At 70.4% G+C, this 23,021-nt stretch carries 26 protein-coding genes and 1 pseudogene; 8 read left to right on the top strand and 19 right to left on the bottom strand.

Annotation, left to right across the window (positions count from 1 at the left end; all coding sequences use genetic code 11):
* Positions 1–75: 75 nt before the first annotated feature.
* The 13 genes from ABZT93_RS37195 to ABZT93_RS37135 all read right to left on the bottom strand — a co-directional run bounded on the left by ABZT93_RS37195 (position 76) and on the right by ABZT93_RS37135 (position 5,434).
* A complete protein-coding gene (locus ABZT93_RS37195; protein WP_356112994.1) occupies positions 76–285 on the bottom strand; it encodes a hypothetical protein in 210 nt (69 codons plus the stop codon).
* Complete coding sequence (locus ABZT93_RS37190) at positions 282–587, bottom strand: hypothetical protein (protein WP_356112992.1); 306 nt, start codon at positions 585–587, stop codon at positions 282–284. Before ABZT93_RS37190 ends, ABZT93_RS37195 begins: the two co-directional genes overlap by 4 nt.
* Complete coding sequence (locus ABZT93_RS37185) at positions 587–760, bottom strand: hypothetical protein (RefSeq protein ID WP_356112991.1); 174 nt, start codon at positions 758–760, stop codon at positions 587–589. The genes ABZT93_RS37190 and ABZT93_RS37185 overlap by 1 nt, the downstream gene beginning before the upstream one ends.
* Positions 761–997, bottom strand: a complete 237-nt coding sequence (locus tag ABZT93_RS37180) for a hypothetical protein (protein WP_356112989.1) — start codon at positions 995–997, stop codon at positions 761–763.
* A complete protein-coding gene (locus ABZT93_RS37175) occupies positions 997–1,803 on the bottom strand; it encodes a DNA methyltransferase (RefSeq protein WP_356112988.1) in 807 nt (268 codons plus the stop codon). Before ABZT93_RS37175 ends, ABZT93_RS37180 begins: the two co-directional genes overlap by 1 nt.
* Positions 1,800–2,105: a hypothetical protein gene (locus ABZT93_RS37170; protein ID WP_356112987.1), complete on the bottom strand. Its 306-nt coding sequence runs from the start codon at positions 2,103–2,105 to the stop codon at positions 1,800–1,802. The genes ABZT93_RS37175 and ABZT93_RS37170 overlap by 4 nt, the downstream gene beginning before the upstream one ends.
* Positions 2,102–2,359, bottom strand: a complete 258-nt coding sequence (locus ABZT93_RS37165) for a hypothetical protein (protein ID WP_356112985.1) — start codon at positions 2,357–2,359, stop codon at positions 2,102–2,104. The genes ABZT93_RS37170 and ABZT93_RS37165 overlap by 4 nt, the downstream gene beginning before the upstream one ends.
* Entirely contained in the window at positions 2,356–2,844 is a 489-nt protein-coding gene (locus tag ABZT93_RS37160; RefSeq protein ID WP_356112984.1) for a hypothetical protein, read from the bottom strand. Before ABZT93_RS37160 ends, ABZT93_RS37165 begins: the two co-directional genes overlap by 4 nt.
* Positions 2,841–3,311, bottom strand: a complete 471-nt coding sequence (locus tag ABZT93_RS37155; RefSeq protein WP_356112982.1) for a hypothetical protein — start codon at positions 3,309–3,311, stop codon at positions 2,841–2,843. Before ABZT93_RS37155 ends, ABZT93_RS37160 begins: the two co-directional genes overlap by 4 nt.
* Complete coding sequence (locus tag ABZT93_RS37150; protein WP_356112980.1) at positions 3,308–4,033, bottom strand: hypothetical protein; 726 nt, start codon at positions 4,031–4,033, stop codon at positions 3,308–3,310. The genes ABZT93_RS37155 and ABZT93_RS37150 overlap by 4 nt, the downstream gene beginning before the upstream one ends.
* Positions 4,030–4,818 (bottom strand): hypothetical protein, encoded by a 789-nt coding sequence (locus ABZT93_RS37145; RefSeq protein WP_356112978.1) that lies wholly within the window; start codon positions 4,816–4,818, stop codon positions 4,030–4,032. The genes ABZT93_RS37150 and ABZT93_RS37145 overlap by 4 nt, the downstream gene beginning before the upstream one ends.
* A gap of 102 nt (positions 4,819–4,920) precedes the next feature.
* Entirely contained in the window at positions 4,921–5,184 is a 264-nt protein-coding gene (locus ABZT93_RS37140; protein WP_356112976.1) for a helix-turn-helix domain-containing protein, read from the bottom strand.
* A gap of 1 nt (position 5,185) precedes the next feature.
* Positions 5,186–5,434 (bottom strand): helix-turn-helix domain-containing protein, encoded by a 249-nt coding sequence (locus tag ABZT93_RS37135; RefSeq protein WP_356112974.1) that lies wholly within the window; start codon positions 5,432–5,434, stop codon positions 5,186–5,188.
* 176 nt (positions 5,435–5,610) lie between these two features.
* Between ABZT93_RS37135 and ABZT93_RS37130 the strand changes: the two genes are divergently transcribed.
* On the top strand, positions 5,611–6,039 hold the full coding sequence (locus tag ABZT93_RS37130) for a hypothetical protein (protein ID WP_356112972.1): 429 nt from the start codon (positions 5,611–5,613) through the stop codon (positions 6,037–6,039).
* A gap of 441 nt (positions 6,040–6,480) precedes the next feature.
* Entirely contained in the window at positions 6,481–7,767 is a 1,287-nt protein-coding gene (locus ABZT93_RS37125) for an integrase (RefSeq protein WP_356112970.1), read from the top strand.
* An 86-nt stretch (positions 7,768–7,853) separates the two neighbouring features.
* Here the strand turns inward: ABZT93_RS37125 and ABZT93_RS37120 are convergent.
* Positions 7,854–8,579, bottom strand: a pseudogene (locus ABZT93_RS37120) (sugar ABC transporter permease); the annotation flags it as partial.
* A 213-nt stretch (positions 8,580–8,792) separates the two neighbouring features.
* Between ABZT93_RS37120 and ABZT93_RS37115 the strand changes: the two are divergent.
* Complete coding sequence (locus ABZT93_RS37115; protein ID WP_356112969.1) at positions 8,793–9,647, top strand: aminoglycoside phosphotransferase family protein; 855 nt, start codon at positions 8,793–8,795, stop codon at positions 9,645–9,647.
* Between the two features lie 21 nt (positions 9,648–9,668).
* Here ABZT93_RS37115 and ABZT93_RS37110 read toward each other — a convergent pair whose 3' ends face one another.
* Positions 9,669–10,574, bottom strand: a complete 906-nt coding sequence (locus tag ABZT93_RS37110; RefSeq protein ID WP_356112967.1) for a LysR family transcriptional regulator — start codon at positions 10,572–10,574, stop codon at positions 9,669–9,671.
* An 80-nt stretch (positions 10,575–10,654) separates the two neighbouring features.
* Between ABZT93_RS37110 and ABZT93_RS37105 the strand changes: the two genes are divergently transcribed.
* Positions 10,655–11,620: a DMT family transporter gene (locus ABZT93_RS37105; protein ID WP_356112966.1), complete on the top strand. Its 966-nt coding sequence runs from the start codon at positions 10,655–10,657 to the stop codon at positions 11,618–11,620.
* On the top strand, positions 11,581–12,102 hold the full coding sequence (locus tag ABZT93_RS37100; RefSeq protein ID WP_356112965.1) for a YbaK/EbsC family protein: 522 nt from the start codon (positions 11,581–11,583) through the stop codon (positions 12,100–12,102). Before ABZT93_RS37105 ends, ABZT93_RS37100 begins: the two co-directional genes overlap by 40 nt.
* Positions 12,103–12,109: 7 nt before the next feature.
* Here the strand turns inward: ABZT93_RS37100 and ABZT93_RS37095 are convergent, their stop codons facing one another.
* From ABZT93_RS37095 to ABZT93_RS37080, 4 genes are all read right to left on the bottom strand, one after another.
* Positions 12,110–12,832 (bottom strand): 3'-5' exonuclease, encoded by a 723-nt coding sequence (locus ABZT93_RS37095; protein ID WP_356112963.1) that lies wholly within the window; start codon positions 12,830–12,832, stop codon positions 12,110–12,112.
* A 109-nt stretch (positions 12,833–12,941) separates the two neighbouring features.
* On the bottom strand, positions 12,942–14,216 hold the full coding sequence (locus ABZT93_RS37090) for an SAV2148 family HEPN domain-containing protein (RefSeq protein WP_356113022.1): 1,275 nt from the start codon (positions 14,214–14,216) through the stop codon (positions 12,942–12,944).
* A 72-nt stretch (positions 14,217–14,288) separates the two neighbouring features.
* Positions 14,289–15,608 carry a copper amine oxidase gene (locus ABZT93_RS37085; RefSeq protein ID WP_356112961.1) on the bottom strand — a complete coding sequence of 440 codons (1,320 nt, stop codon included), beginning with the start codon at positions 15,606–15,608 and terminating at the stop codon, positions 14,289–14,291.
* Positions 15,609–15,667: 59 nt separating this feature from the next.
* Positions 15,668–16,486: a Tat pathway signal sequence domain protein gene (locus ABZT93_RS37080; protein ID WP_356112959.1), complete on the bottom strand. Its 819-nt coding sequence runs from the start codon at positions 16,484–16,486 to the stop codon at positions 15,668–15,670.
* Between the two features lie 195 nt (positions 16,487–16,681).
* Here ABZT93_RS37080 and glgX point away from each other — a divergent pair, with 195 nt between their 5' ends.
* From glgX to ABZT93_RS37065, 3 genes are all read left to right on the top strand, one after another.
* On the top strand, positions 16,682–18,814 hold the full coding sequence (gene glgX / locus ABZT93_RS37075; protein WP_356112957.1) for a glycogen debranching protein GlgX: 2,133 nt from the start codon (positions 16,682–16,684) through the stop codon (positions 18,812–18,814).
* 257 nt (positions 18,815–19,071) lie between these two features.
* Positions 19,072–21,429 carry a malto-oligosyltrehalose synthase gene (gene treY / locus ABZT93_RS37070; protein ID WP_356112955.1) on the top strand — a complete coding sequence of 786 codons (2,358 nt, stop codon included), beginning with the start codon at positions 19,072–19,074 and terminating at the stop codon, positions 21,427–21,429.
* Positions 21,430–21,733: 304 nt separating this feature from the next.
* The gene (locus ABZT93_RS37065) at positions 21,734–22,984 is read left to right on the top strand and encodes a M14 family zinc carboxypeptidase (protein ID WP_356112953.1); all 1,251 of its coding nucleotides are present in this window, start codon (positions 21,734–21,736) and stop codon (positions 22,982–22,984) included.
* Positions 22,985–23,021: the final 37 nt, after the last annotated feature.

Below are 23,021 nucleotides of genomic sequence, written 5' to 3'. Positions count from 1 at the left end.
GGGCTTCACGGCGGTCTCGGTGGGCGCTGGCGAGCAGCAGGCCCGCGGCGGCGACGCCAACGAACAGGCCGGTGATCACGGCGCCTCCAGTCCGCTGCGGTCGATGTATCCGGCGGCTTTGCTGGCGGCGAAGTCGCGGGCGGTGGCGAGCCGGGCGTTGACGTTGCGGGCCTCGTCGAGCTGCCGAAGCTGGGCGGCGATCACCGGGCGGGCCCGGCGGATGTACAGGCACAGCAGGGCGTTGAACAGGCCAGCCATCGGCGACAGGCGCGCCGGGGCGGTCATGCGGTCACCGTCTTGCTGGCGGCCCCGTCGAGTGCGGCGAGAACCTGCAGGGCGCTGCGGCCGGGCTTCCGTTCCCAGTGGGAGACGGATGCGACCCCGAGGTGTTCGGTGAGGGATTCCCAGGCTTCGAGCGTGGTCCGCTCGGCGTCGGTTCCGCCCTTGCCGGGGACGTATCCGGCGGCCCGGTCGATGGCCGACATGATCGGGTTGGTGAGCGGGTCCCAGCCCTCCATCAGGAGGATGTCCTCGGCGTCGCGGAGGACGGTGGCGATGCGGGAGCGGGTCACGGACAGGGTCACCATCACGCGGCCACCCATCCGGCGTCGATGCGGGCGGCGTCGAGACGCAGCTCGTACTCGCGGATCTGGCCTGATGTCCAGTCGCGCTCGTTCGGCCCGAACTCGCGGTGGGCTTCCGTCCACACGCGGATCAGCGCGTCCTCGACGACGTCGGCGAGACGGATCGGGGAAGCCATTCAGACCACCGCCTTGAGGGTCTGCCGCTGCGTCCACGCCACCAGTTCGGCGACGGCTTCCTGCAGTTGGGCGAGCGCCTCAGGAGTGGCGTTGGTGACGGACACCGCGACCGACTGGGTGCCCTCGCCGACGACGAGCCGGGCGGTCGGCTTGCCGTCGAAACCACGGCCGTAGTCGGTGCGGACCGGGCCGTCGTTGAGGTCCATGCGGATCGGGCCATAGAGCTGAGCGGGCATCACAAAGCCTCCATCTGCTTGGCGAGGTGTTCGGCGGCGCGGACTCGCTCCACGGCGAGTTCGGCGTCGGCGCGGGTGAGTTCGACGAGGAAACAGCGGCGGCCCGACAGAACAGCGGCCACACCGGTCGAGCCGGACCCGGCACACGGGTCGACAACCAGGTCCGAGTCCTGGATTCGGTGCGCCCGCGAGGTCGACGACTCGATCAAGTCCTGCATCAACGGAACCGGCTTCTGGTTGGAATGGCACGCCCGGCCACGCCCGGGGCGCGGATAGCGCAGAACCGATCCGCGGCGCAGTCGGGCGGACAGAGCGCCAGCGCCCTTCTCGCGGTCACTGCGCCGCTTCACGTGCACTCCGAACGTGAAGGCTTCGTGACCAGGCCCCCACGGCAAGGAGAGGTCGCCGCTGCCGAGGTCTTGCTTGTCCCAGACAAGTTCGGCGGTGCCGCCCAGGCGCAGGGGTTCGGTGAGTTGGTCGGGCCGGTAGCCGAAGACGTAGACGTGGCGGGACGGGGCGAGGCCTCGGGTGCGGCCAGTGCGGCCGACCCATTCGGCGAGGACGCCCGGCCAGTCGACCGATCCGTCGTCGCCGGGGATTTCGGTGAACCGGTCGCTGCGGCCGGAGTTGTAGCGGATGCCGTAGGGTGGGTCGGCGCACAGGAGGCCGTAGCCGTCCGGGACCTGGGCGATAACCTCAGGGTCCCGGCAGTCGCCCCAGATGATCGTGGCGCGGGCGGACCGGTGCAGAACCTCGCCACCCGGCGGCGGTACGAGGGGACGCGCGAGAGGCTCGATGACGGTCACAGGACACCCGCCTCAAGGCCGTCCGCCGCGGCGAAGAACGCGCCCCGCACATCAGCGACACTGCGTCCGGCAGCCCACTCGTCAACGGTGTCGTCCTCGTCGGCGTCCACACTGCCCGGGTTGATGTGCCGCTGCAGCCGGTACTCGGCGTCCTCGGCGAGCTCCGACTCCGGGGTGCCGTAGAACGGCATCACCGCGTCAGGGGCGCCCAAAGCGGCGGCGCGGATGCACGACACCGGGTTCGGCCCGTACAGCAGGGCCAGATCGCCGGCCCGGCGCAAGACAGTGATCACGTCGTTCACGGCGTGCCCTCCTCGGGCGTGGTGTCGGACTGGGCGGTTTCGAGGAACGCGCGCATGCGGGCGGCGGACTCCGCGGCGCGGTCGTTCCGTTGTTGAGCGGCCAGGTTGCGGATCCGCTGCTCCAGGCGGGAAGCGGGCATGTCGGCGGCCTTGATGCGCGGGGCGGGTCCGAGCGGGCGGGCGTGACCGAACGGGACTGGTAGCGCGCCCTCGAACTCGACAGCGGCGGCCAGGGGCGTGACCGGGCGGGTCATGCGGTCACCGCCTCGATGACGTCGGTCCACTCGCGGGCCTGGAACTGCCACTCACTGAAGGTGTAGTGCCGCCAGCCACGCCCCTCGCGCCCGAACCAGCCCCACGCGTAGCGGTGGCCGTTGACGGGATGGGTGGCGACGAACTCGCAGCGGAACCGGTAGACGTCATGGGCGTAGGTCCGGCCCGGCCGGAAGAAGCCGGAGGCGTCAGGCGCGGCCTCGTAGGTCTCGGCGAGGACGTCCAGGTCGATCGGGTACGTCTCGCCCTTCACGCCCTGCACGATGCGCTGGCCGGTCTTCACGCCGACCCACGTGTCGTGGAGGCTGTCGTAGACCTTCGCGGTGATCGCCGTGTCGTCGAACTCGCCCGGGGTGGTGAGGAGGAAGTCCCCGCCGGTGAAGTTGATCAACTCGTTGAGGTTGTCGCCCGTCCACTGGACGGTGTCGACCTCGATGGGGCGCTTGCGGTAGCGGGTGACGCTCATGACGCCGCCTCCGCCAGCTCGTAGTGGCGGATGACCACTTCGGTGACCGGTGTCAGATGCCCGTCGGCGGCCAGTGCTTCAAGGTCGGCTTTCGCGGTGCGGGCGCCGACCCAGCCGAACCCGGCCTGCTTCAGCGCGAACAGCACCCGCTCCGTCTTCCAGGCACCAGCCGGGCGGGCCCGGATCGCGTCGAGCAGAGCGGCACGACGGGCAGCCGTAGCCTCGTCGCGGTCAATGCGCGCCTGCTCCCACTGCTCCTCGGTGACCGCGTCGACGTGGGTGAGGCAGATGTAGGCGCCATGGCCCTCCACCCAGACGACGTCATCGCCGCTGCTGGACTTCTGCGCCCTCGTCTGGGTGCAGGTGATCAGAAGCTCGCCAGCCGGATCGTCCTCCGGCCGACAGCCCGGGTAGGCGAGGACGGGAGAACCCACCGGGTAGGCGGCGTTCCACTGTTCGGCGTTCACGCGGCCACCTGCTTCCGGGCGGCGTCGTACTGTCCGATCGCCCACGCGGCGGCGTGGCACTGGTAGACGAAGTGGTAGTTCAGCTTGTGGATCGACCAGTCGCCGACGTCGGAGAAGGTGAAGCCGGTGATCTCGCGATCCTCGACCTCGTGACCGGCGCCCGTGTGGCGCTCGTAGATCCGCCACATCGTTGCGTCGTGGAGAGACTCGTGGTCCTTCGATGCTCCGCACGAGCATTCGGTGCGGTAGATCGTGCCGTGCTCGAAGTCGTAGACCATCTGCATGGCCCAGTCCTGCGAGACCAGCCGGTCGCTCTCCAGGATCTGCTCACGGACCGCAGCCCGAAGGCCGCGCGGAGCACCCTCCTTGACCGCCTCCGCCGCCTCGTCCTTGACCTGCTGGACGAGCTTGTCGCGGTCGTACTCACGGACCGAATCGACGCCGTTGACCAACTTCGACGCCCACGACCTCGGCTCGACACGAATGCCGCGCAACCAGTCGAACATGTCCTCCGTGTCCGAGCCCTGCCGCTCGAAGTGGAACGAGCCGTGCGAGCCAGCTACCAGCAGGTTGTACGGCCATGTCACCAGGATGATCCGGGACCACCCTTGCAAGGCCCTGAACTCGACGTGCCTGTACAGGCCGTCCTCTCGGATCTCGGTCAGCTTGCCGTCCTTCACGTCGCGGGCGACGTGCGCGGCGATCTCGGCGTACCCGCTCATGCTGCACCGCCCGTGGTGCTGATGACCTGCTTGGCGACAGCCTCGAACTTGTCCAGTGCGGCCTGCCGCTGTTCGGGTGTTGTCGGCATGGTCAGCGCGGCATGCAGCGCCGAGCCCGCCAGCATCTCCTCGGTCAGACGTCGGAGTAGCGTCTCGGATACGCGGGCCGCGTCCTCGATCTCCCTCTGGAGCCGCTGGTTCTCCGCCTCCAGTTCGGCGCTGCAGCACCAGGCGCAGCCATGGGTGTCGTCCGGCTTGCGGAGCCAGGTGGGGTGCTCGGGGTTGCCGCAGGATGCGGAGACGCGGCCGTCGGTGTCGCCAAGTTCGAGCGCCCGATACGCGGCCAGCTCGACGGCCTGCTTCTCCTGCGCGGTCTCAGCCTGGTGCAGCGGCGAGAAGACTTCGGTGCCGTGCTTGATGGCAGTGGCGCACGGCCAGCCGACGACCTGCCCCTCCTCCCAGCAGACCGCGCAAAGCCACGAGTTCGGCTTGCCGCAGTCATCGAACACCGGGACGTGGAAGCGGGCCGGAAGCCGCTCGTTCTCCTCCAGCGAGAAACCCGCGAGGAGCTCGTAGTCGGGGTGATCCGGGGCCTGCAGAAGCGTGGCCCGCTGCGCACAGCCGTCGTGCTCGACCGGCTCACCCGCAGCGACGTTGCCACGGCAGGTGCCGCACGCGGACGGGTCGGCGGAGCGGCTCTTGGTGGCGAGGAAGTCGGCGCGGTTCTTGACCCAGAACGGGTCCGAGTCTGCGTCCTGCGGGGCAGATGGGATGATGTCAGGCAACGGTTCGCCCTTCTCTTCTGGATGGTGTGGGTGGATCGGCGACCTTCGGGTCGCGGGGCCCCGGCTGCTGGAGTGCGATCCGGCGGGTGGGGCCTTTGCCGTCTAGGCGGCGGCGCGGGCGGGGCGTCGGCGGGAAACGGCCGGCCCGATGCGGCTGGCCTCGTAGTAGGCGTCGATGTCGTCGCGACTGACGCGGATGACGCCGCCCGGCTTCTCCTGGCTGTAGCCGAGGCGACCGCTGGCGAGGTAACGCCGCACGGTGCGGACGCTGCACCTCAGTTCCCTGGCGACCTCCTTGAGGTCGAGGTACTTCGAGGGGCTGTTGTCCGCCGTGGTGGGGGCCGTCGGGGACTGGATGCTGTTCACGTCACTTCCTTTCTGGGGGGTTCGGGTGGGGGGCACGGAGAAGCTCGTCTTGGTTCGCGTTCAGGGCGGCTCGCAGGGCCTGATAAGGGCCGGGCGTCATGCGTTTGCGGGCACCGCGTTCCAGCTTTCTGAGGTAGCTGTCGGTGATGCCGACCATGTCGGCGAGCTGCTGGACGTCCATCCCCGCGTTCTTGCGCTTGGTGCAGATAGCCGTCCCGTCCACCTCGAAGGTGGTTGGGTTTTGTGCCATACGAGGAAGTTAGCCTTAGATGACCCTGCCGTCTAGCCATAGATGGCCTTTAGTTGACACGAGTTGCCACCAGGAAGCCGTAGACGCCCGCTGAGCTGGGTAAACGGGGGCATCAGTTTGGGCCTAAGTCGCCCCTAGTCCTGGCTGGTCCCCTCTGGTCCTGCCAAGATGACCCCATGCCATCCCCTACGGATCACGACCTTGAGAGGCTTGCGCGGGCGGCCAAGCGCCGCCGCGCCGATCTCGGCATCGCCATGAACGACGCCAACGCGAAGGCGGCCGGCGTCTCCAAAGGCACCTGGCAGCGCGTCGAAAAGGGCCTATCGATCCGCGAGACCAACTACGTGAAGATCGACGATCTGCTCCAGTGGGCACCCGGCAGCTGCCTCGATGTCCTGGAGGGCGGTGAGCCTGTTCCGGTCGGTCAGGTCGCCGAGGCGCCCGATGTCCAGAAGTCACCTGTGCCGCCGGAGGTTCTCGACGCTGAGGCGCGGGATGTGGTCCAGCTCGCCCTCATCGCCACGGCGAGGGGCACGTCAGCCGAAGAGATCCGGGAGATGAGCGAGCGCGTGGTGCGTGACTTGCGTGAACGCGGTCTGATCTAGCTGAAGTTCACTCGATTGGCGTACAACCCTTTTGGTTTTACTGTTCCGTTACCTTTTTTCGGCACTTCACTTGAGTCCCACCCAGTCCCAAAACGTGCACGACGTGGCAGAGTCGGATCACGTCCTCGAAGGCTTCCCATCAGGCGACGAAGGGGGAGCCATGCTTCAAAGAGACGCGCTCATAGTCGACTACGGGCCAACGTTCGAAGGAGTCGCGGTCCGTACAGGCAAAGGGATCGTCTGCGTGGTTCCACGCCAGATCCGCGAACGGCCTGAAGCGCAGGCCGCCATGGCGGACTTGGTGCGGGACCTCGGTGGTGAATGCGGTCACTGCCGTCACTGCCCACTCGGGCAAGACGGCTGAGACCATGAAGACGCGGAGTCTCGGCGGCAGGGGTGCCTGCCGGACTACCGCGCACCACAGCCGCACGAGGGGGCGACATGGCCAGGCGCGCACGCGACGTCTACACCGAATGGCGCGGCGGTACCTGCCGCGTGAAGTGGTGGACCGGCGAATACCACGACGATGGCCGTAAGCGCTTCGAGTCCAAGGGCGGGTTCCTCGACGAGGACGAGGCGTACAACCACGGCCTCGACAAGATGGCGGAGATCCGGGCCGGGGACCACGTCTCCAACCGTGACGGCCAGACCCGCATGTCCGACTGGCTGGACGACTGGCTCGAAGCCATGGACCACGCCCATCTGACGGAGCGCGGCTACCGCTCGGCCATCGAGAACCACATCCGGCCGTACTTCAAGAAGCGCAACACCGCGGTCTCCGACATCGACGTGCTCGCCTACCGGGCCTTCCGCAAGCACGTCAACAACGTCCTCGGCCCCGGCTCGGCGAAGAACGTGATGATGGTCCTCGGGATGGTCCTCGACGACGCGGTGCCCCGCCTGCTCAAGACGTCGCCCGTCGAACGCAGCCGGCGCCGCGGCAAGTTCAAGAAGAAGCCGAAGGAACGCAAGAAGGACGTCACGCCGGAGGCCATCGAGCAGCTGGCCGTGAACGCCCGCGCCTACTTCGGGCTGAGCGGCTACGCCTTCATGTGGACGATGGCCATGACGGGCATGCGGCCGGCCGAGCTGTACGGGCTGACCCGCGAGTACTGCTACCCGAACTGGCCCGCCAGTGACCCGCGCCCCGACCCGGAAGAAGAGGACCGGTACGCGGAGGACCGGGAGCGCTACGGCAAGGGCCCCGGACTGATGCCGGCGATCCGTGTTGAACGCCAAGTTCAGTACGAGGAAAGCGAGCTGCGGTTCTTCCCGCCGAAGTACGAGAGCTACCGCAGCCTGGTGATCCCGGCGTTCCTGGGTGGGCTGCTGGAGGAGCTGCTTGCCAGTCACGACAGCCGGTGGGTGTTCCCGGCAATTCAGGGCGGCAGCCTGGGCGCGGTGAACTTCGACTACAAGTACTGGCGGCCGATCGCGGACGGTGCGGAGGAGCGCGTGTCGAGGCAGGCGCGCTGGAACCGGGCGGCGATGCCGGAGGTGCCTTCGTTCAAGGGCCGGCGGCTGTACCTGATCCGTCACGGCCACAAATCCTGGCTGGACGAGGACGGGCACAGCAAGTTCGCGGTGGAGTCGCGGATGGGCCATGAGGTGCCGGGTGTTGAGGGGACGTACAGCAGCGTGACAGTTCCGATGGAGCAGAGCATCATGAAGACGTTGCAGGAGCGCTGGGACGGGTTGCAGGAGCGGTTGGGGCGCCAGAACGGCTAGTTCGTTTCCCACTCGTTTCCCACTCCCCCTTGTTGGATCAAGGGGTGTGCAGGTCAGAGAGATCGACGGCGTCAATCCCCCGTCTTCCAGATGAAGTTGAGCGCGGTGATCGCGAGCGCGACCGGTCTGAGGGCGGGCCAGGTGACCGTGCGGAATCGTCGCCAGGCGCCCGCGCCGTCCATCGCGGCCGCCTCGTGGAGTTCGCGCGGGGTGTTCTGGAGTCCGGCGAGCAGGGTGACCGTCGTCTGGGGCATCCCGGCCCAGACGCCGACGACGATCACGGCGGGCAGGGCGGTGGACAGGCCGCTGAGCCAGTCACGGCCGTCGCCGAGGCCGAGGGTGCGCAGGGTCTCGTTGAGGACACCGGCGTCCGGGTTGTAGACGAGGCGCCACATGACACCGACGACGACCTCGGGCATGGCCCAGGGGATGATCGCGAGGGCGCGGGCGAGCCAGCGCAGCCTGAGGTCCTGGTCGAGCAGCAGGGCGAGGCCGAGCGCGAGCAGGAACTGCGGCACGGTCACGCCGACGGCCCACACCAGGCCGATCCGGAACGACTCCCAGAACAGTGTGTCGTGCAGCAGGTCCTGGAAGTTGAGACCGCCGATCCACCGGGTGGCCCGGGTCCGGCCCGACTGGGCGTCGGTGAAGGCCAGCGAGATCCCGTACAGCAGGGGCCCCACGCTCAGCACCAGGATGGGGATCAGCGCGGGCAGCACCAGGATCCAGGCCCCGCGGTCGGCAGGGCGGCGGTCCCCCTCGGCGCGCGGTGCGCCCTGCGCCGACCGCTCCGTCGCGGTCATCACGGTCACGTCATCGGCTCCTTCGCGCGGCTCGTGCCGATCCGGCCCCTCCTGGCCTGGGCCTCCGTCATGGTCGTGAAGGGGGTATACGCCGTCAAGGCAGCGCGCACACCGGCCCACCTGTGGGAATGCGAGACTGGCCGGGCGATGGCGTGAACTCGACGCCGTTCGCGATGGCGATACACAGGCATGCGGGACATGTCAGGACCGGGAGGCCGGACGATGGACGAGACACGGGCGCGGGACGTACTTTCCGCGGCGGGATTGCCGGCAGGGTCCGCGCAGCTTCTCGCCCTCGGGGAGAACGCCGTGTTCGCCGCCGGTGACCTGGTCGTCAAGGTGGGACGCGACGCCGAACTCCTCGACCGGGCGCGCCGTGAACTGGACATCGCGGGGTGGCTGGCGGAGGCCGGGGTGCCCGCGGTGCGGGCGGCTGAGCCCAAGGCGCGGTCGGTCGAGGGGCATCCGGTGACGCTGTGGCACCGGCTCCCCGACGCCGTACGGCCCGCCGAGCCGCGGGATTTGGCCGAACTGCTGCGGGTGGTGCACGCGCTGCCCTCGCCGTCCTTCGCCCTGCCTCCCCGGGAACTGCTGGGGGGTGTGGAGCGGTGGCTGCGCCTCGCGGGCGACGCGATCGACCCCGCCGACGCGGCGTACCTGCGGGAGCGGCGGGACGGTTTCGCGGCGGCCGCGGCAGCCCTGACGCCCCATCTGGAGCCGGGGCCGATCCACGGTGACGCGCTTCCCCGCAATGTCCATGTGGGGCCGGACGGGCCGGTTCTCGTCGATCTGGAGACGTTCTCCTCGGATCTGCGGGAGCACGATCTGGTGGTCATGGCGCTGTCCCGGGACCGGTACGGGGTGCCCGCGGCGGCCTATGACTCCTTCACCGCCGCCTACGGGTGGGATGTGCGGGAGTGGGAGGGGTGCTCGGTGCTGCGGGGAGCCCGGGAGACGGCCAGCTGCGCATGGGTGGCCCAGCACGCGCCGGCCGATCCCAAGGCACTGGCCGAGTTCGAGCGCCGGGTGGCGTCCTTGCGGGACGGCGACGAGACGGTGCGCTGGTACCCGTTCTGACCGGTGAGCCGCGCCCCCGGCTCAGTCGTCCGCGCCCCGAATGGTCCGTGCCGCCGCCCTCAGCTCCGTCAGGACCGTGCGAACCGCCCTTCTCGCCGTCCTCTCCGGGCGGTAGAGGGCGTCGATGTGGCGTCTCGCCTGTACGCCGCTCAGAGGTCTCAGGGCCAGTGCCGGATGCCGGCGCATCGTCCAGCGGGGCATCAACGCCAGGCCGCCGCCCGCCGCCACCGCCTCCGCCGCCACCGCGAACTCGTTGATGCGGTGGGCCAGGTGCAGGCGGTGGCCCGCTGCCGCCGCGATGGCCTCGATGGTGGCCATGACGGGGAAGCCGTCGTGGACGGTGATCCAGGGCTCGTCGGCCACGTCTGCCGGGGTCACCCGGCGTCTGGCCGCCAGCGGGTGGTCGGCGGGCATGGCCACGTCCAGTGGTTCCCGCAGGAGCGTGGTGGCCGTCACCGTGGGCGGCCAGTCGGGGGCATGGTCGAGGCGATGGGCCAGGACGATGTCGTATGCACGGGTCAGGCGCGGGAAGTCCTCCTGCGGGACGTCCTCGTCGGCCAGCCTCGGCACGGGGGCACCGGGGTCGGCCAGGGCGCGCAGCAGCAGGGGGAAGAAGGCCGCGCCCGCGCTGTGGAACGCCGCCACCGAGACCTCGCCGCCGGGCCGGTCCACGAACTCCTCGACCGTGTGCCGGGCGCGGGCCAGCGCCGTCTCCACCTCGATGGCCGCGCCCGCCAGCGCCTGACCGGCGTCCGTGAGCACCAGCCGTCTGCCGTCGCGCTCGGTCAGCGGCACCCTGACCGACCGCTGCAACAGTCTGAGCTGCTGCGAGATCGCCGACGGGGTCACCAGGAGCGCCTCCGCGACCGCGGTGACGCTGCCCAGTTCGCCGAGTTCCCGCAGGATCCGCAGCTGTCGTTCGTCCACCACGACAGTGTAGGAGTACTAAAAGATCGTTTAAGAAGCTGGTCCTGGGCTTCAGAGACGGTGGGGTGCAGGGTGGGCGGGTGTCCGACGCCCGCCGTACCGATGTGGTACTCCTGCTGGTCGCGATCGTCTGGGGTTCGAGTTATCTCTCCGCCCAGACGGCGACGTCCGCTCTGCCTGTCCTGCTGGTGCTCCTCGCCCGCTACGCCCTGTCCGCGCTCGCCTGCCTGGCAGTCGTCGTCTCCCCCGGGGGAGGGCCGCGCCGGTGGACCCGCGAGGAGCTGCGGGCGGGGGTGCCCCTGGGCCTCACCCAGGCCGCCGTCCTGGTCGTGGAGACCTACGGCGTCGCCCACACCAGTGCCGCCAACGCGGGGCTCATCATCAGCCTGACCATCGTCCTCACCCCCCTCCTCGACCGCACCGGTCACCAGGGCGGTCTGCCGCCCGTGTTCTATGCCGCGGCCGGGGTGTGCGTCCTGGCCGTCGGTCTCCTCATGGCGGGCAACGGCTTCCACGCGCCCCGCCTCGGCGACCTGCTGATGCTCGGCGCCGCGGTCGTACGGGCCGGTCATGTCGCACTCGTCGGCCGGCTCACCGCGGGCCGGGCGATACGGCCGCTGCACCTCACGACCGTGCAGACCCTCGTCGGCACGGCCCTGTTCCTCCCCCTGGCCGCGCGCGATCTTCCGGCCCTGTCCCACGCGGGCCCGGCGACCTGGACGCAGCTGCTCTATCTCGCCCTGTTCTGCAGTGTGTTCGCCTTCCTCGCCCAGACCTGGGCGGTGCAGCGCACCTCGGCCAGCCGCGCCAGTCTGCTGCTGGGCACCGAGCCGATCTGGGCCGCGGCGGCCGGAGTCGCCCTGGGCGGTGAGCACTTCACCGCACTGACCGGCCTCGGAGCGGTCATGATGATCACCGGCACCTACTGGGGGCAGTCCGTGGAACGCGCCCACCGCACAACCGCCGTACCCCACACCGAAGTCCGCACCACGGAAGAGGACATCCGATGTCCGGCGACGACGCCTACGACACCTACGACCGTCTGATCTCCCTGCTCGACACCTCCTCCGTCGAGTACCGGATCGTCGACCACGAACCCGAGGGCACCACCGAGGCCGTGTGCGCGCTGCGCGGACACCCCGCCTCCGAGGCCGCGAAGTGCATCGTGCTGCGGGTCAAGGTGGACCGGCGGACCACCCGGCATGTCCTCGCGGTCGTCCCCGGCGACCGGCGCGTGGACCTGGACGCGGTCCGGGCGCTGTTCGCCGCGCGCTATGTCGGGTTCAGTGACGCGGAGACCGCCGAGCGGCTGGCCCGGGCGATCCCCGGCACGGTGCTGCCGTTCAGCTTCGACCCCGAGCTTGAGGTCGTCGCCGATCCGGATGTCGTGAAGCAGCCCCGGCTGTACTTCAACGCCGCCCGCCTCGACCGGTCGCTGTGCCTGTCGGGGGCCGACTACGAGCGGTTGGCGAAGCCCCGGGTGGAGGCCGTCGCGAGCCCTCCGCACCTGGGTTCGCCACGGGGATGACGCCCTCTCACACCGTTTCGTCGGCAGGCTCGCGCAGCGGCCAGGTGCCGTCCACCACGGCCGTCGCGTCGCCCTTGCGGCGCAGGAAGTCCTGGAAGTCCGCCGCCCACTCCGCGTACCACTCGATCTGCCGGCGGTGCAGGTCCGCCGGGCCGAGGGCCGCGACCTTGGGATGGCGCACGGCTATCGCGCAGGCCAGCCGGGCCGCGGCGAGGGCGTCGGCACTGGCGTCGTGGGCGGTGTCGAGGGCGATGCCGTACTCCGTGCAGACCGCTTCGAGGTTGCGCTTGCCGCGGCGGTAGCGGTCCACCGAGCGGTCGATGGTGTACGGGTCGATGACCGGGGCCGGGTCGAGACCGCCCAGGCGCTCACGCAGGGACGGCAGGTTGTACCTGCGCAGTTCGGCGGAGAGCAGGCTCAGGTCGAAGGCGGCGTTGTAGGCGACCACCGGGACGCCCGTCTTCCAGTAGGTCGTGAGGACGTCCGCGATGGCGTCGGCGACCTGGTCGGCGGGGCGGCCCTCGGCCGCCGCCCGCTCGTTGCTGATGCCGTGCACCGCCACGGCGTCCGCCGGGATCTCCATGCCCGGGTCCGCCAGCCACTCCCGGCGCCCCAGGGCCTGACCGTCCCTGACCTCGATCACGGCAGCCGTGACGATGCGCGCCTCGCGCGGATCGGTGCCGGTGGTCTCCAGGTCGAAGCCGATCAGCAGCTCTCGGTGCCAGCCCATGGGCGGTCCCCCTTCTTGGTGGTGCTTTCCCCCAGTGGTCTCCACCTTCCCATGCGCCACTGACAATCAGGGGACCGCGTTCCGCTTGGCACCCCGCACGGTGGGATGTTCAGGACACCGGCCGCGAATCCGCCCAGTTCGTCTCGAACTCCTCGCGGTAGGTCGGGAAGAGGCCGCTGTCGTCGATGTCGCCCGCCTTGACCACCCGGTTACCGTTGCGCAGCACCAGGACCGGTGCCTCCATGCCCCGCGACCGGCGCAGATAGGACTGCACGACCGCGATCCCGTCCGAACCGTCGCCGTCCACAAGGTAGGCCGTGAAGCGCGGGGTGTCGTCGTAGACCTGGATCTCGAAGGCGCCCGGGTCGCGCAGCCTGGAGCGCACCCGGCGCATGTGCAGGATGTTCATCTCGACGGCGCGGCTCAACTCGCCGCGCTTCATGCCGAGTTCCCGCTCCCGCCGCTTGACCGCGCTGGAGGCCGGGTTCAGGAACAGCAGCCGCACCCGGCAGCCGGCCTCGGCCAGGCGCACCAGACGGCGGCCGGAGAAGTTCTGCACGAGGAGGTTGAGGCCGATGCCGACGGCGTCCAGGCGTCGGGCGGCGCCGAAGATGTCCTCGGCGGGGAACTGGCGCAGCAGCCGCACCCGGTCGGAGTGCACGGCGACCACGTCGGCGTACCGGTCGCCGACCAGGTCCTCGACCGCGTCGACGGGCAGCCGCCGCGCGGAGGGCACGTCACCGCCGGCGCCGAGTATCTCGAGCAGCTTGGCGGAGGCGCGCTCGGCCTGACCGAGGACCGCCTCGGACAGGGCCCGGTTGCGGGAGACGACGTTGCGTGTCACCTCCAGCTCGTCCAGGGCCAGTTCGACGTCCCGGCGGTCGTCGAAGTAGGGCTCGAAGCACGGCCAGTGCTGCACCATCAGCTCACGGAGCTGGGGCAGGGTGAGGAAGCTGAGGACGTTGTCGTCGGCGGGGTCGAGCAGATATCCCTTGCGGCGGCTGACCTCGCGGACGGCGACCGCGCGCTGGACCCACTCCTGTCCGGCGGGACCGGCGGCGGCGACCACCCAGTCGTCCTGACCGTGGACGGGTTCGTAGATGGGACGCAGTACAGCGGCCACGACGGCCCGCAGCCGCTGTTCGACGAGGTTCAGCCAGATGTAGGCCCGGCCCGCCCGCTGTGCGCGCGTGCGTACCTCACGCCAGGCGTCGGCGTCCCAGTCCAGCTCCGGCCCGATCGTCGCTCCCGCGTCCATCGGCCGTGCCAGGGACACCGTGCCGGGCGGGGCGTCTGCGGAGTTCCCCTCGTGACCCTCGTCACCAGGGGGCAACTCCAGCCCTCCCGAGCCCACCCGCGCACCGCCTTCCGCTCCCCCGAGCACTCCCCTTGCCAACGATCAAGGAAGGGTACTCCGGGAGCGGTCGGCGGTGCAGCCGGATGGACAGGCTCAATCTCAACTACCGAATTCCCAGTGGCCGTTCTGCCCGGCGAGCTCGGCCGGAGTGAGCGGATTCATAGCCGTGACGTCCCTGGGGGCGATGGAGAATCCCTGCCAGTGGACCGGCATGGGCTGCTGGTCCTCGTCGCGCGCGATGTGGTGGAAGCCGACGTTCATCCAGACCACCGGGTGGGTGAGGGTCTGGCCGTTGACCCACTTGTCGACGGACTTGCCCGCTCCGGCACCGCAGTCACCGGTGTTGTTGCTGGCGAACTGCTCGCACGGGTTGTACTCGGTGAAGTACACGTCGTGCTTGGTGAAGGAGCGGGCCGGGTACTTGGTGCTGGGCCCGGGGACGATCTCGTACGAGCGCGGGTGCCAGTCCTTGTTCTTGCCGGCCGCGCTGACCATGCGCCACCAGCGGTAGCTCTTGGCGTCGCCCGCGAGTTCCTTGGTGACCGGGGTGCGGGTGGTCTTGACGGTGGCGGTCTGCTGGCCCTGGGCGGCCGCGGTGACCGTCGAGTCGTACTGCTCGACCCGGTTCTTGGAGGAGCCATCGAGGGCGAAGTCCAGGCGCCAGAAGGCGTTGTGGCTGTGGCTGACGGCCTGGGCCCGGGGACCCTTGCCGATGGGCCAGCCGCGGCCGTCGCCGGCGTCGTAGTCCTCGTAGGAGAGGCTGCCGGTCGCGCCGAGGTTCATGGTGATGGTGCCGTCGTCCTGGAAGCGCCACTCGGTCATGTACTCGTACCAGCCGACCTGGTTGACCGTGTAGACGAGCAGGTCCTTGCCCTGGGCCTGGTAGACCTTGTTCGCGCTGTCGCCCTGCATGCGGTAGGCGTGGCCGCGGGAACGGGTCGTGGTGCACAGGCCGTTGACGTTCGCGCGGTCCGGGTCCCAGGCGTCGGGGACCTTGACGCTCTTGATGGTGCCGCCGGGACACTCGCCCGGGTCCAGGTTCATCAGGCCCTGTGCGAAGCCGAAGCCCGTCAGGTCGTCGTACTCGACGCTGCCGTCGTCGTAGGGGACGTGGATCTGGCCGAGCCGGGCGCTGTTGAGGACCTTGATCGCCGTGGCCTCGCCCTTGGGCTGGTAGGAGATGTCCTCCAGGACCATTCCGGCCTTGCTGTCGTAGCGCCAGCACATCCGCCAGGTCGTGCCGCTGGCGAGCTTCTGCTCGATCTTGTAGGCGCTGCTGCACTCCGCCGCGGCCGCGGCGGCGGCCTTGGGCTGGGCGGCGGCCGGTCCCGCACCGGTCGTGACACCGGCGGCCAGCGCGGCCACGGACACGCCGAGGGCCGCGTGCCTGCGCGCGCGGCTGATTCTGTTGACACGCATGAAGAAAATGACTCCCTTGCGGAAGGAGCAGGTGGGAAAAGTGGACGGAGGGAGGCGGATCAGCTCTCGAGCTTGGCGACCTTGCGGGCGCTGAGATCGATCACGAAGGCCCTGGCGTCGATCCAGGGGCCGTTCTTCACCTTCGGGAACAGCCGCACGCAGCGGTGCTCACCGCATTTGTCGAGTACGGCGGGCTGGCCGCCCGGGACGGCCCGGTACACGGCGCCGGTGAGCAGCAGCTGGTTCGGGTCGGTGAGTTCCTTGTCGGTGGCGTCCTTGTAGTCGGCCTTCAGGTCCGCGCCGAGCGGGTCGGCGATCAGCAGGCTCGCGGCCTCCGCGTACTCGGCGCTGCTCAGCGGCGGCTGGACGCCGTGCTGGGTGCCGGTCGCGACGACCTTGCCGCTGTCGAGGTCGACGGTCCTGGTGACAAGGGTGTCGTCCCGGTAGTCGTAGAACGTCACGTTCGCGCGCCGGGGCGCGTTCGGGTCGTCCAGTTCGCCGACCCTGGGGTCGGCGAGGTCCACGGTGAGCCGTTCGGGGCCGCGGTCGCCCTCGACATCCTCGCTGGCGTTCATCATCTGCGGGTTCACGGCGAGCTGCTCGACCCGCTGGATCTCGTCGTCGGTGAGCGGGTCGCGACCCTTGCCCTTCTCGCCCTCGGCGGCCGGCGCCTTTTCGACGACCCCGGGCGCCACGGCCCCGTCCGCCCCCTGTCCGGCCTGCGCCGCGGACTGGCCCGACGCCGACTTGCCGCCCCCTGTGTCGTCCGCCCCCGCCGTACCCGGCAGGGTGATCCCGACCATCACGGCGGTCCCGGCCACCGCGATGGCCGCACCTGCCACCACCTTCCCGAGGTGGCGGTGCACTATCTTGCGCACATCTTCCCCCTACTCCCCGGGTACTCCGGGAGTACGTGTCTGCCCCAAATGGTTCGGCTCAGGACGATCCTGTGATCGTCCTGTGCACCGGTCGATCGGTAAGAGGGACGTAAGTCATAGGTGGTTCCATCACTTTCGGGGACACTCGGGGCCAAGGCGCCACACGCGGCGCGGGAGAGCTGAAAGAGTCGTTTCATGCAGGTCTGGCCTGGAGAGGCGTATCCACTCGGTGCCACGTACGACGGCGCCGGTACCAACTTCGCGGTCTTCACGGAGGCCGCGAACCGAGTAGAGCTGTGTCTGCTGCACGACGACGGCTCGGAAACGGCGGTGGAACTGCGCGAGAGCGACGCGTTCGTCCGGCACGCGTATCTGCCCGGCGTGATGCCGGGACAGCGCTACGGCTTCCGTGCGCACGGCCCGTACGCTCCCGAGCGCGGTCTGCGCTGCAACTCCTCGAAGCTGCTGCTCGACCCGTACGCGCGCGCGATCAGCGGTTCGATCCGCTGGGGCGAGGAGGTGTACGGCTACCACTTCGACTCGCCCGAGAAGCGCAACGACCTCGACTCGGCGCCGCACACCATGACGTCCGTCGTGGTCAACCCCTACTTCGACTGGGGCGACGACCGGCGGCCACGGATCGGGTACCACGAGACGGTGATCTACGAGGCGCACGTCAAGGGCCTCACCATGCGGCACCCGGGGCTGCCCGAGGAGCTGCGCGGCACCTACGCCGCGCTCGCGCACCCCGCGATCATCGAGCACCTGGTGGAGCTCGGCGTCACCACCCTGGAGCTGATGCCGGTCCACCAGTTCGTGAACGACCACCGTCTGGTCGACATGGGTCTGAACAATTACTGGGGCTACAACACCATCGGCTTCTTCGCCCCGCACAACGCGTACGCCTCCTGGGGCGACCGCGGCCAGCAGGTCCTGGAGTTCAAATCGGCGGTCAGGGCGCTGCACGAGGCCGGGATCGAGGTCATCCTGGACGTCGTCTACAACCACACCGCCGAGGGCAACCACCTGGGCCCGACGCTGTCCTTCAAGGGGCTCGACAACCCGCAGTACTACCGCCTGACCGACGACCAGCGGTACTACATGGACACCACGGGCACCGGGAACTCCCTGCTCATGCGGTCCCCGCACGTCCTCCAGCTGATCATGGACTCGCTGCGGTACTGGGTCACCGAGATGCATGTCGACGGCTTCCGCTTCGACCTCGCGGCGACCCTGGCCCGGCAGTTCCACGAGGTGGACCGGCTGTCGTCGTTCTTCGACCTGGTGCAGCAGGACCCGGTGGTCTCCCAGGTGAAGCTGATCGCCGAGCCGTGGGACGTCGGCGAGGGCGGCTACCAGGTGGGCAATTTCCCGCCGCTGTGGACCGAGTGGAACGGCAAGTACCGCGACACCGTACGGGACCTGTGGCGGGGCGAACCGCGCGCGCTGGCGGAGTTCGCGTCCCGGCTGACCGGTTCCTCCGACCTCTACCAGGACGACGGCCGGCGCCCGCTGGCCTCGATCAACTTCGTCACCTGCCACGACGGGTTCACCCTGCACGACCTCGTCTCGTACAACGACAAGCACAACGAGGCCAACGGCGAGGACAACCGCGACGGCGAGAGCCACAACCGGTCCTGGAACTGCGGGGCGGAGGGCGAGACCAACGACCCCGAGGTGCGGGAGCTGCGCGCCCGGCAGATGCGCAACTTCATCGCCACGCTGATGCTGTCCCAGGGCGTGCCGATGATCAGCCACGGCGACGAGGTCGCGCGCACCCAGCGCGGCAACAACAACGCCTACTGCCAGGACAGCGAGCTGGCCTGGGTGCGCTGGCCGGAGGAGGCCGGGGAGGCGGCGGCGGGGATGGGCGCCGAGTTGCTGGCGTTCACGCGCGCGATGGTGTGGCTGCGCAAGGACCATCCGGTCTTCCGGCGCCGCCGCTTCTTCCACGGGCGGCCCGTGGAGGGCACCCACGACGAGTTGTCGGACATCGCCTGGTTCACTCCCCAGGGCAAGGAGATGACCCAGCGGGACTGGGACCGGGCGCAGGCCTCGGCGCTGACGGTCTTCCTCAACGGCAACGCGATCTCCGAGCCCGGCGCCCGCGGGGAGCGCATCACCGACGACTCGTTCCTGCTGATGTTCAACGCCTCGCCCAAGACGCTGGACTTCGTGGTGCCGGTCAACCACGGCCGGCAGTGGGAGGTCGTCGTCGACACCGGCCGCCCCGACGGGGTGCCGCCGGGCACGGGGGCGAAGGTGCAGGCCGGGGATCGGCTGACGCTGGTGGACCGCAGCATGGCGGTGTTGCAACGGCCCGTCTAGCGGAGTGTGTTCGTCGTCGTTGTGGGTGCGCCCGGGATATGAGGCCGGGCGCCCCGTCGGCGTGGGGACGAAACCGTGCCGTCGTGGCGCCGAACGTCGGGACGGGACCGTGCCGTCGTGGCGCCGAACGTCGGGACGGGACCGTGCCGTCGCGTCCGCCGACGTCGGAACGGGACGGTAGCGTCGCGTCGTCCGGCTCCTACGCACATGGACCACCCGATGACACGAAAGGCCGCAGGGCGGGTACGTAGGTCTGCATGACACCTGAGCGACCCGACCCGTATTCGGTGCCGACGGCCACGTACCGGCTGCAGCTGCAGCGCGAGTTCCCGTTCGCGGCCGCGGCGGCGGCCGTGCCGTATCTGGCCTCGCTGGGCGTCTCGCACCTGCACCTGTCCCCCGTCCTGGAGTCCGTCCCCGGTTCGACGCACGGCTACGACGTCGTGGACCACGGGCGCGTGCGCGGCGAGCTGGGCGGTGAGGACGGGCTGCGGGCACTGTCGCGCACCGCGCGGGAGCACGGGCTAGGCCTGGTGATGGACATCGTGCCGAACCACATGGCGATGGACCCGCGCCACAACCACGCCCTGTGGGAGGTGCTCCGGGAGGGCCCGAAGTCGCCGTACGCGCGCTGGTTCGACATCGACTGGGAGGCGCAGGGCGGCCAGGTGCTGCTGCCGGTGCTGGGGCACCCGGTCGGCGAGGAGCTCGGCAACCTCACGGTGGACGGCGAGGTGCTGCGCTACTACGACCATGTGTTCCCGCTCCGCGAGGGCACCGGTGAACTCCCGTTGCCGCAGCTCCTGGACGCGCAGTGGTACCGGCCGGTCTGGTGGCGGCTGGCCCGTACGGAGCTCAACTACCGGCGTTTCTTCAGCATCTCGGAGCTGATCGGGGTGCGGGTGGAGGACCCGGAGGTGTTCGAGGCCACCCACGCCAAGATCCTCCAGCTGCTGCACGAGGGAGTGGTGGACGGGCTGCGGGTCGACCACCCCGACGGCCTCGCCGACCCCGACACGTACCTCCAGCGGCTGCATGAGGCGACCGGGGGGCGCTGGACCGTCGTGGAGAAAATCCTTGCCGACGGCGAGCAGCTCCCGGCGGCCTGGCCCGTGGCCGGCACCACGGGGTACGACGCACTGCGCCACATCGACGGGCTGTTCACGGACCCGGCGGGGGCCGGGGAACTCCTCGGCCAGTACCGGCGGTTCGCCGCCCCGCAGACCGACCGGGGCGGCGACTGGGCCGCGACGGCCCGGCGGGCGGCGTACAAGGTGATCACGCATGAGCTGGCCGCCGAGACCGACCGGCTGACCCGGGTGGCGGCACGCGTGTGTGCCACGTCCCCGGAGCCCGCGCTGCGCGACCGCGCGCCCTGGGCGCTGCGCACCGCGCTCCAGGAACTGCTGGTGCGGATGGAGGTCTACCGGCCCTACGGCTCCTCGGACGCCGCCTCTGTCGTCACCGAGGAGGCCGCGGCCGAGGCCCGGCTCGCCTTCGTGGTCCCCGAGGAGGCGGGCGCGGTCGACGTCGTACGGGATCTGGTGCTGGGACGGGCCGGGGACGGGCCGGACCAGGTGGAGTTCCGGACCCGGTTCGCACAGACCGCGTCGGCGCTGCGGGCCAAGTCCGTGGAGGACACGGCGTTCTACCGGTATGTACCGCTGCTGTCGGCGACCGAGGTGGGCGGGAACCCCGGGAGTCCGGCCGTCTCGCCCGAGGAGTTCCACGCGTACTGCACGCGCGTGCAGCGCGACTGGCCGCTGACGGGAACCGTGGTGTCGACGCACGACACCAAGCGCAGTGCCGATGTGCGCGCGGCCCTTGCCGTGCTCACCGAGTGCCCCCAGTGGTGGGCGGACACGCTGGCCGAGGTGACCCGCGCCGGTGACGGCGTGCCGGACGCGCAGCTGGCGTGGGCGGCCTGGCAGACGGTGTTCGGGCTCGGCCCCGCGGCCCCCGAGCGGGTGCGGGAGGCGCTGCTGAAGCATGTGCGCGAGGCGGGGCTGTACACGAGCTGGACGGAGCAGGAACCGGCGTACGAGGAGGCGGTGGCGGAGTTCGTCGCGGCCGGGCCGTGCGGGCCGCACGCCGAGCAGGTGGCCGCGTTGCGGGGCCGCCTCGCGCCGCACATCCGGGCCAACGAGCTGAGCACGGCCCTGGTGCACCTGACGATGCCAGGGGTGCCCGACGTGTACCAGGGCACGGAGGGCGAGTACCTGGCGCTGGTGGACCCGGACAACCGGCGGCCTGTGCCGTTCCCGCCACAGGACTCCGGCGACAAGGGCGCGCTCACGGCCGCCGCGCTGCGGCTGCGCCGACGCCGGCCCGACGTCTTCGGCGACGCGGCGACGTACACGCCGTTGACCGCGGAGGGGCCCTCGGCGGCGCACTGCGTCGCTTTCGCGCGTTCCGGGGAGGTGGTCACCGCGGTGACCCGGCTGTCGCTGCGGCTGGCGGAGGCGGGCGGCTGGGGGGAGACGGTGCTGCCGTTGCCGCCGGGGGTCTGGCGCGACGTGTTGGTACCGGAGCGGGAGTTCTCCGGGCACGCGCGCGTGGCGGAGCTTCTCGGCGAGTCGCCGGTGGCGCTGCTGGAGCGGGTCGCCACGGACTGACTACGGACTGACTGGGTTCGGGCAAGCGCGTCGACGTGGCCCGGCATGTGCACCCGCGTTCCGACGCTGTCGGAGGCGGTCGGCGAGGCGTTGCTGACGCCGGTCGGGCGCGGTCTCCACCAGCGGTGACGCCCCGGCCGGCACCGCGGGCGCCGGGGCGCGGGCAGCCCCGTCGGCACCTACGGCTCTACCGACTGGCGGTAAATGCCTCTGGGCGCCCCCTGGCGGCTCCCCACGGCGTGCTTGACAGCTCAACCAGACCGTGGGGTACTGCGGATTGCGAGGCCGGTCGGACATATCGGGGGTGAGTCTGCTGCCGGAGCTGCGCTACCCCACGGTGACCGAACTGGTCCGGTCCGCGCGGGCGTTGGCCGCACGGCGGCCCGGCGTGTGCCGACTGAGGCAGGTGGGTGCCTCGCGTGCGGGCAGGCCCCTGCATCTGCTGTCGATCGGCCATGCCCGACGGGCCGTCCTGGTGGTGGCGGGCGCCCACTCCAACGAACCGACCGGCGGCCCCGCGGCCCTGGCGGTGGCCCGGCGGGTGCTGGCCGAGCGGGAGTTGCGGGCGGACACGTCCTGGCACTTCCTGCTGTGCGCGGATCCCGACGGGGCGAGCCTCCATGTCACCCCGGCGCCGCACAGTCTCTTCGACTACCACCTCGGCTTCTTCCGTCCCGCCGGGGCGGAGCAGCCGGAGTGGGCCCCCGCGATGCTGCCGCCCGACCGCCTGCCGCCCGAGACCCGCGCCCTGACCGGGGTGATCGACGAACTGCGGCCCTACGTCCAGGTGTCCCTGCACGGCACAGACCTGGGCGGGAGCTGGGTGCAGTTGACGAAGGACGTACCGGGTATCGCCGAGCCTTTCGCGAAGTCCGCGGCGGAGCTGCACATCCCGGTGGAGACCGGCGCCTCGGACGCGGCGGGCTGGCCGGCGTCCGGGCCCGGGGTGCATGTGATGCCGGCGCCGGGCGCCGGGGCGGCGTACCCGAGCATGCCGGACGACGCGCGGCACAGCACCTGGTACCACGCGCACCGCTACGGCGGTCTGACCGCGGTGGTCGAGGTACCGATGTGGGCGAGCGAGCTGGTGGACGATCCGGCGCCGCATCCGGCGCCGGCGGCGGCGATGCGCCGGCTGGCGGGCCGGCTGCTGCTTCAGTCGCGGGCGGTGGACCAGGTGCTGGCGGACGCGCTGCCGCGTCTGGAGGGCGCGGGCGGGCCGCTGCTGCGGGCCGCCACCTGGGGCCTGGAGCTGGTGCCGGGGCTGGCCGCGGACTGGATCCACACGCGGCCCGCCGACGACACGAGGGCGTACATCGGCAGTGTGGACGCGTTCTCCCGCAGGCTGCCGCTGCGGGCCGCCGCCATGCTGCTGCGGGTGCTGCAGGAGGAGGACGACCGCGCGGCACCGCGTCTCGAACGGCTCGTCAAGGCGTGGAGCGATTCCTTCGCGGAACGTTTCGGGGCCCGCTGGGTTCCGCTGGAGGACCAGATCGAGCACCAGGCCCGCACGGTCGTGACGGTGGCCCTGCACGCGCGCGAAGGGGCGGACTGAGCCGAGGTCGCCCCACGCGCGTGTGCGTCATCGCGCC

The sequence above is a fragment of the Streptomyces sp. NPDC005303 genome (assembly GCF_040607335.1).
Lineage (GTDB): Bacteria > Actinomycetota > Actinomycetes > Streptomycetales > Streptomycetaceae > Streptomyces.
The sequence above is the reverse complement of the archived record's forward strand: the minus strand, read 5'-3'. Positions and strand labels throughout refer to the sequence as shown.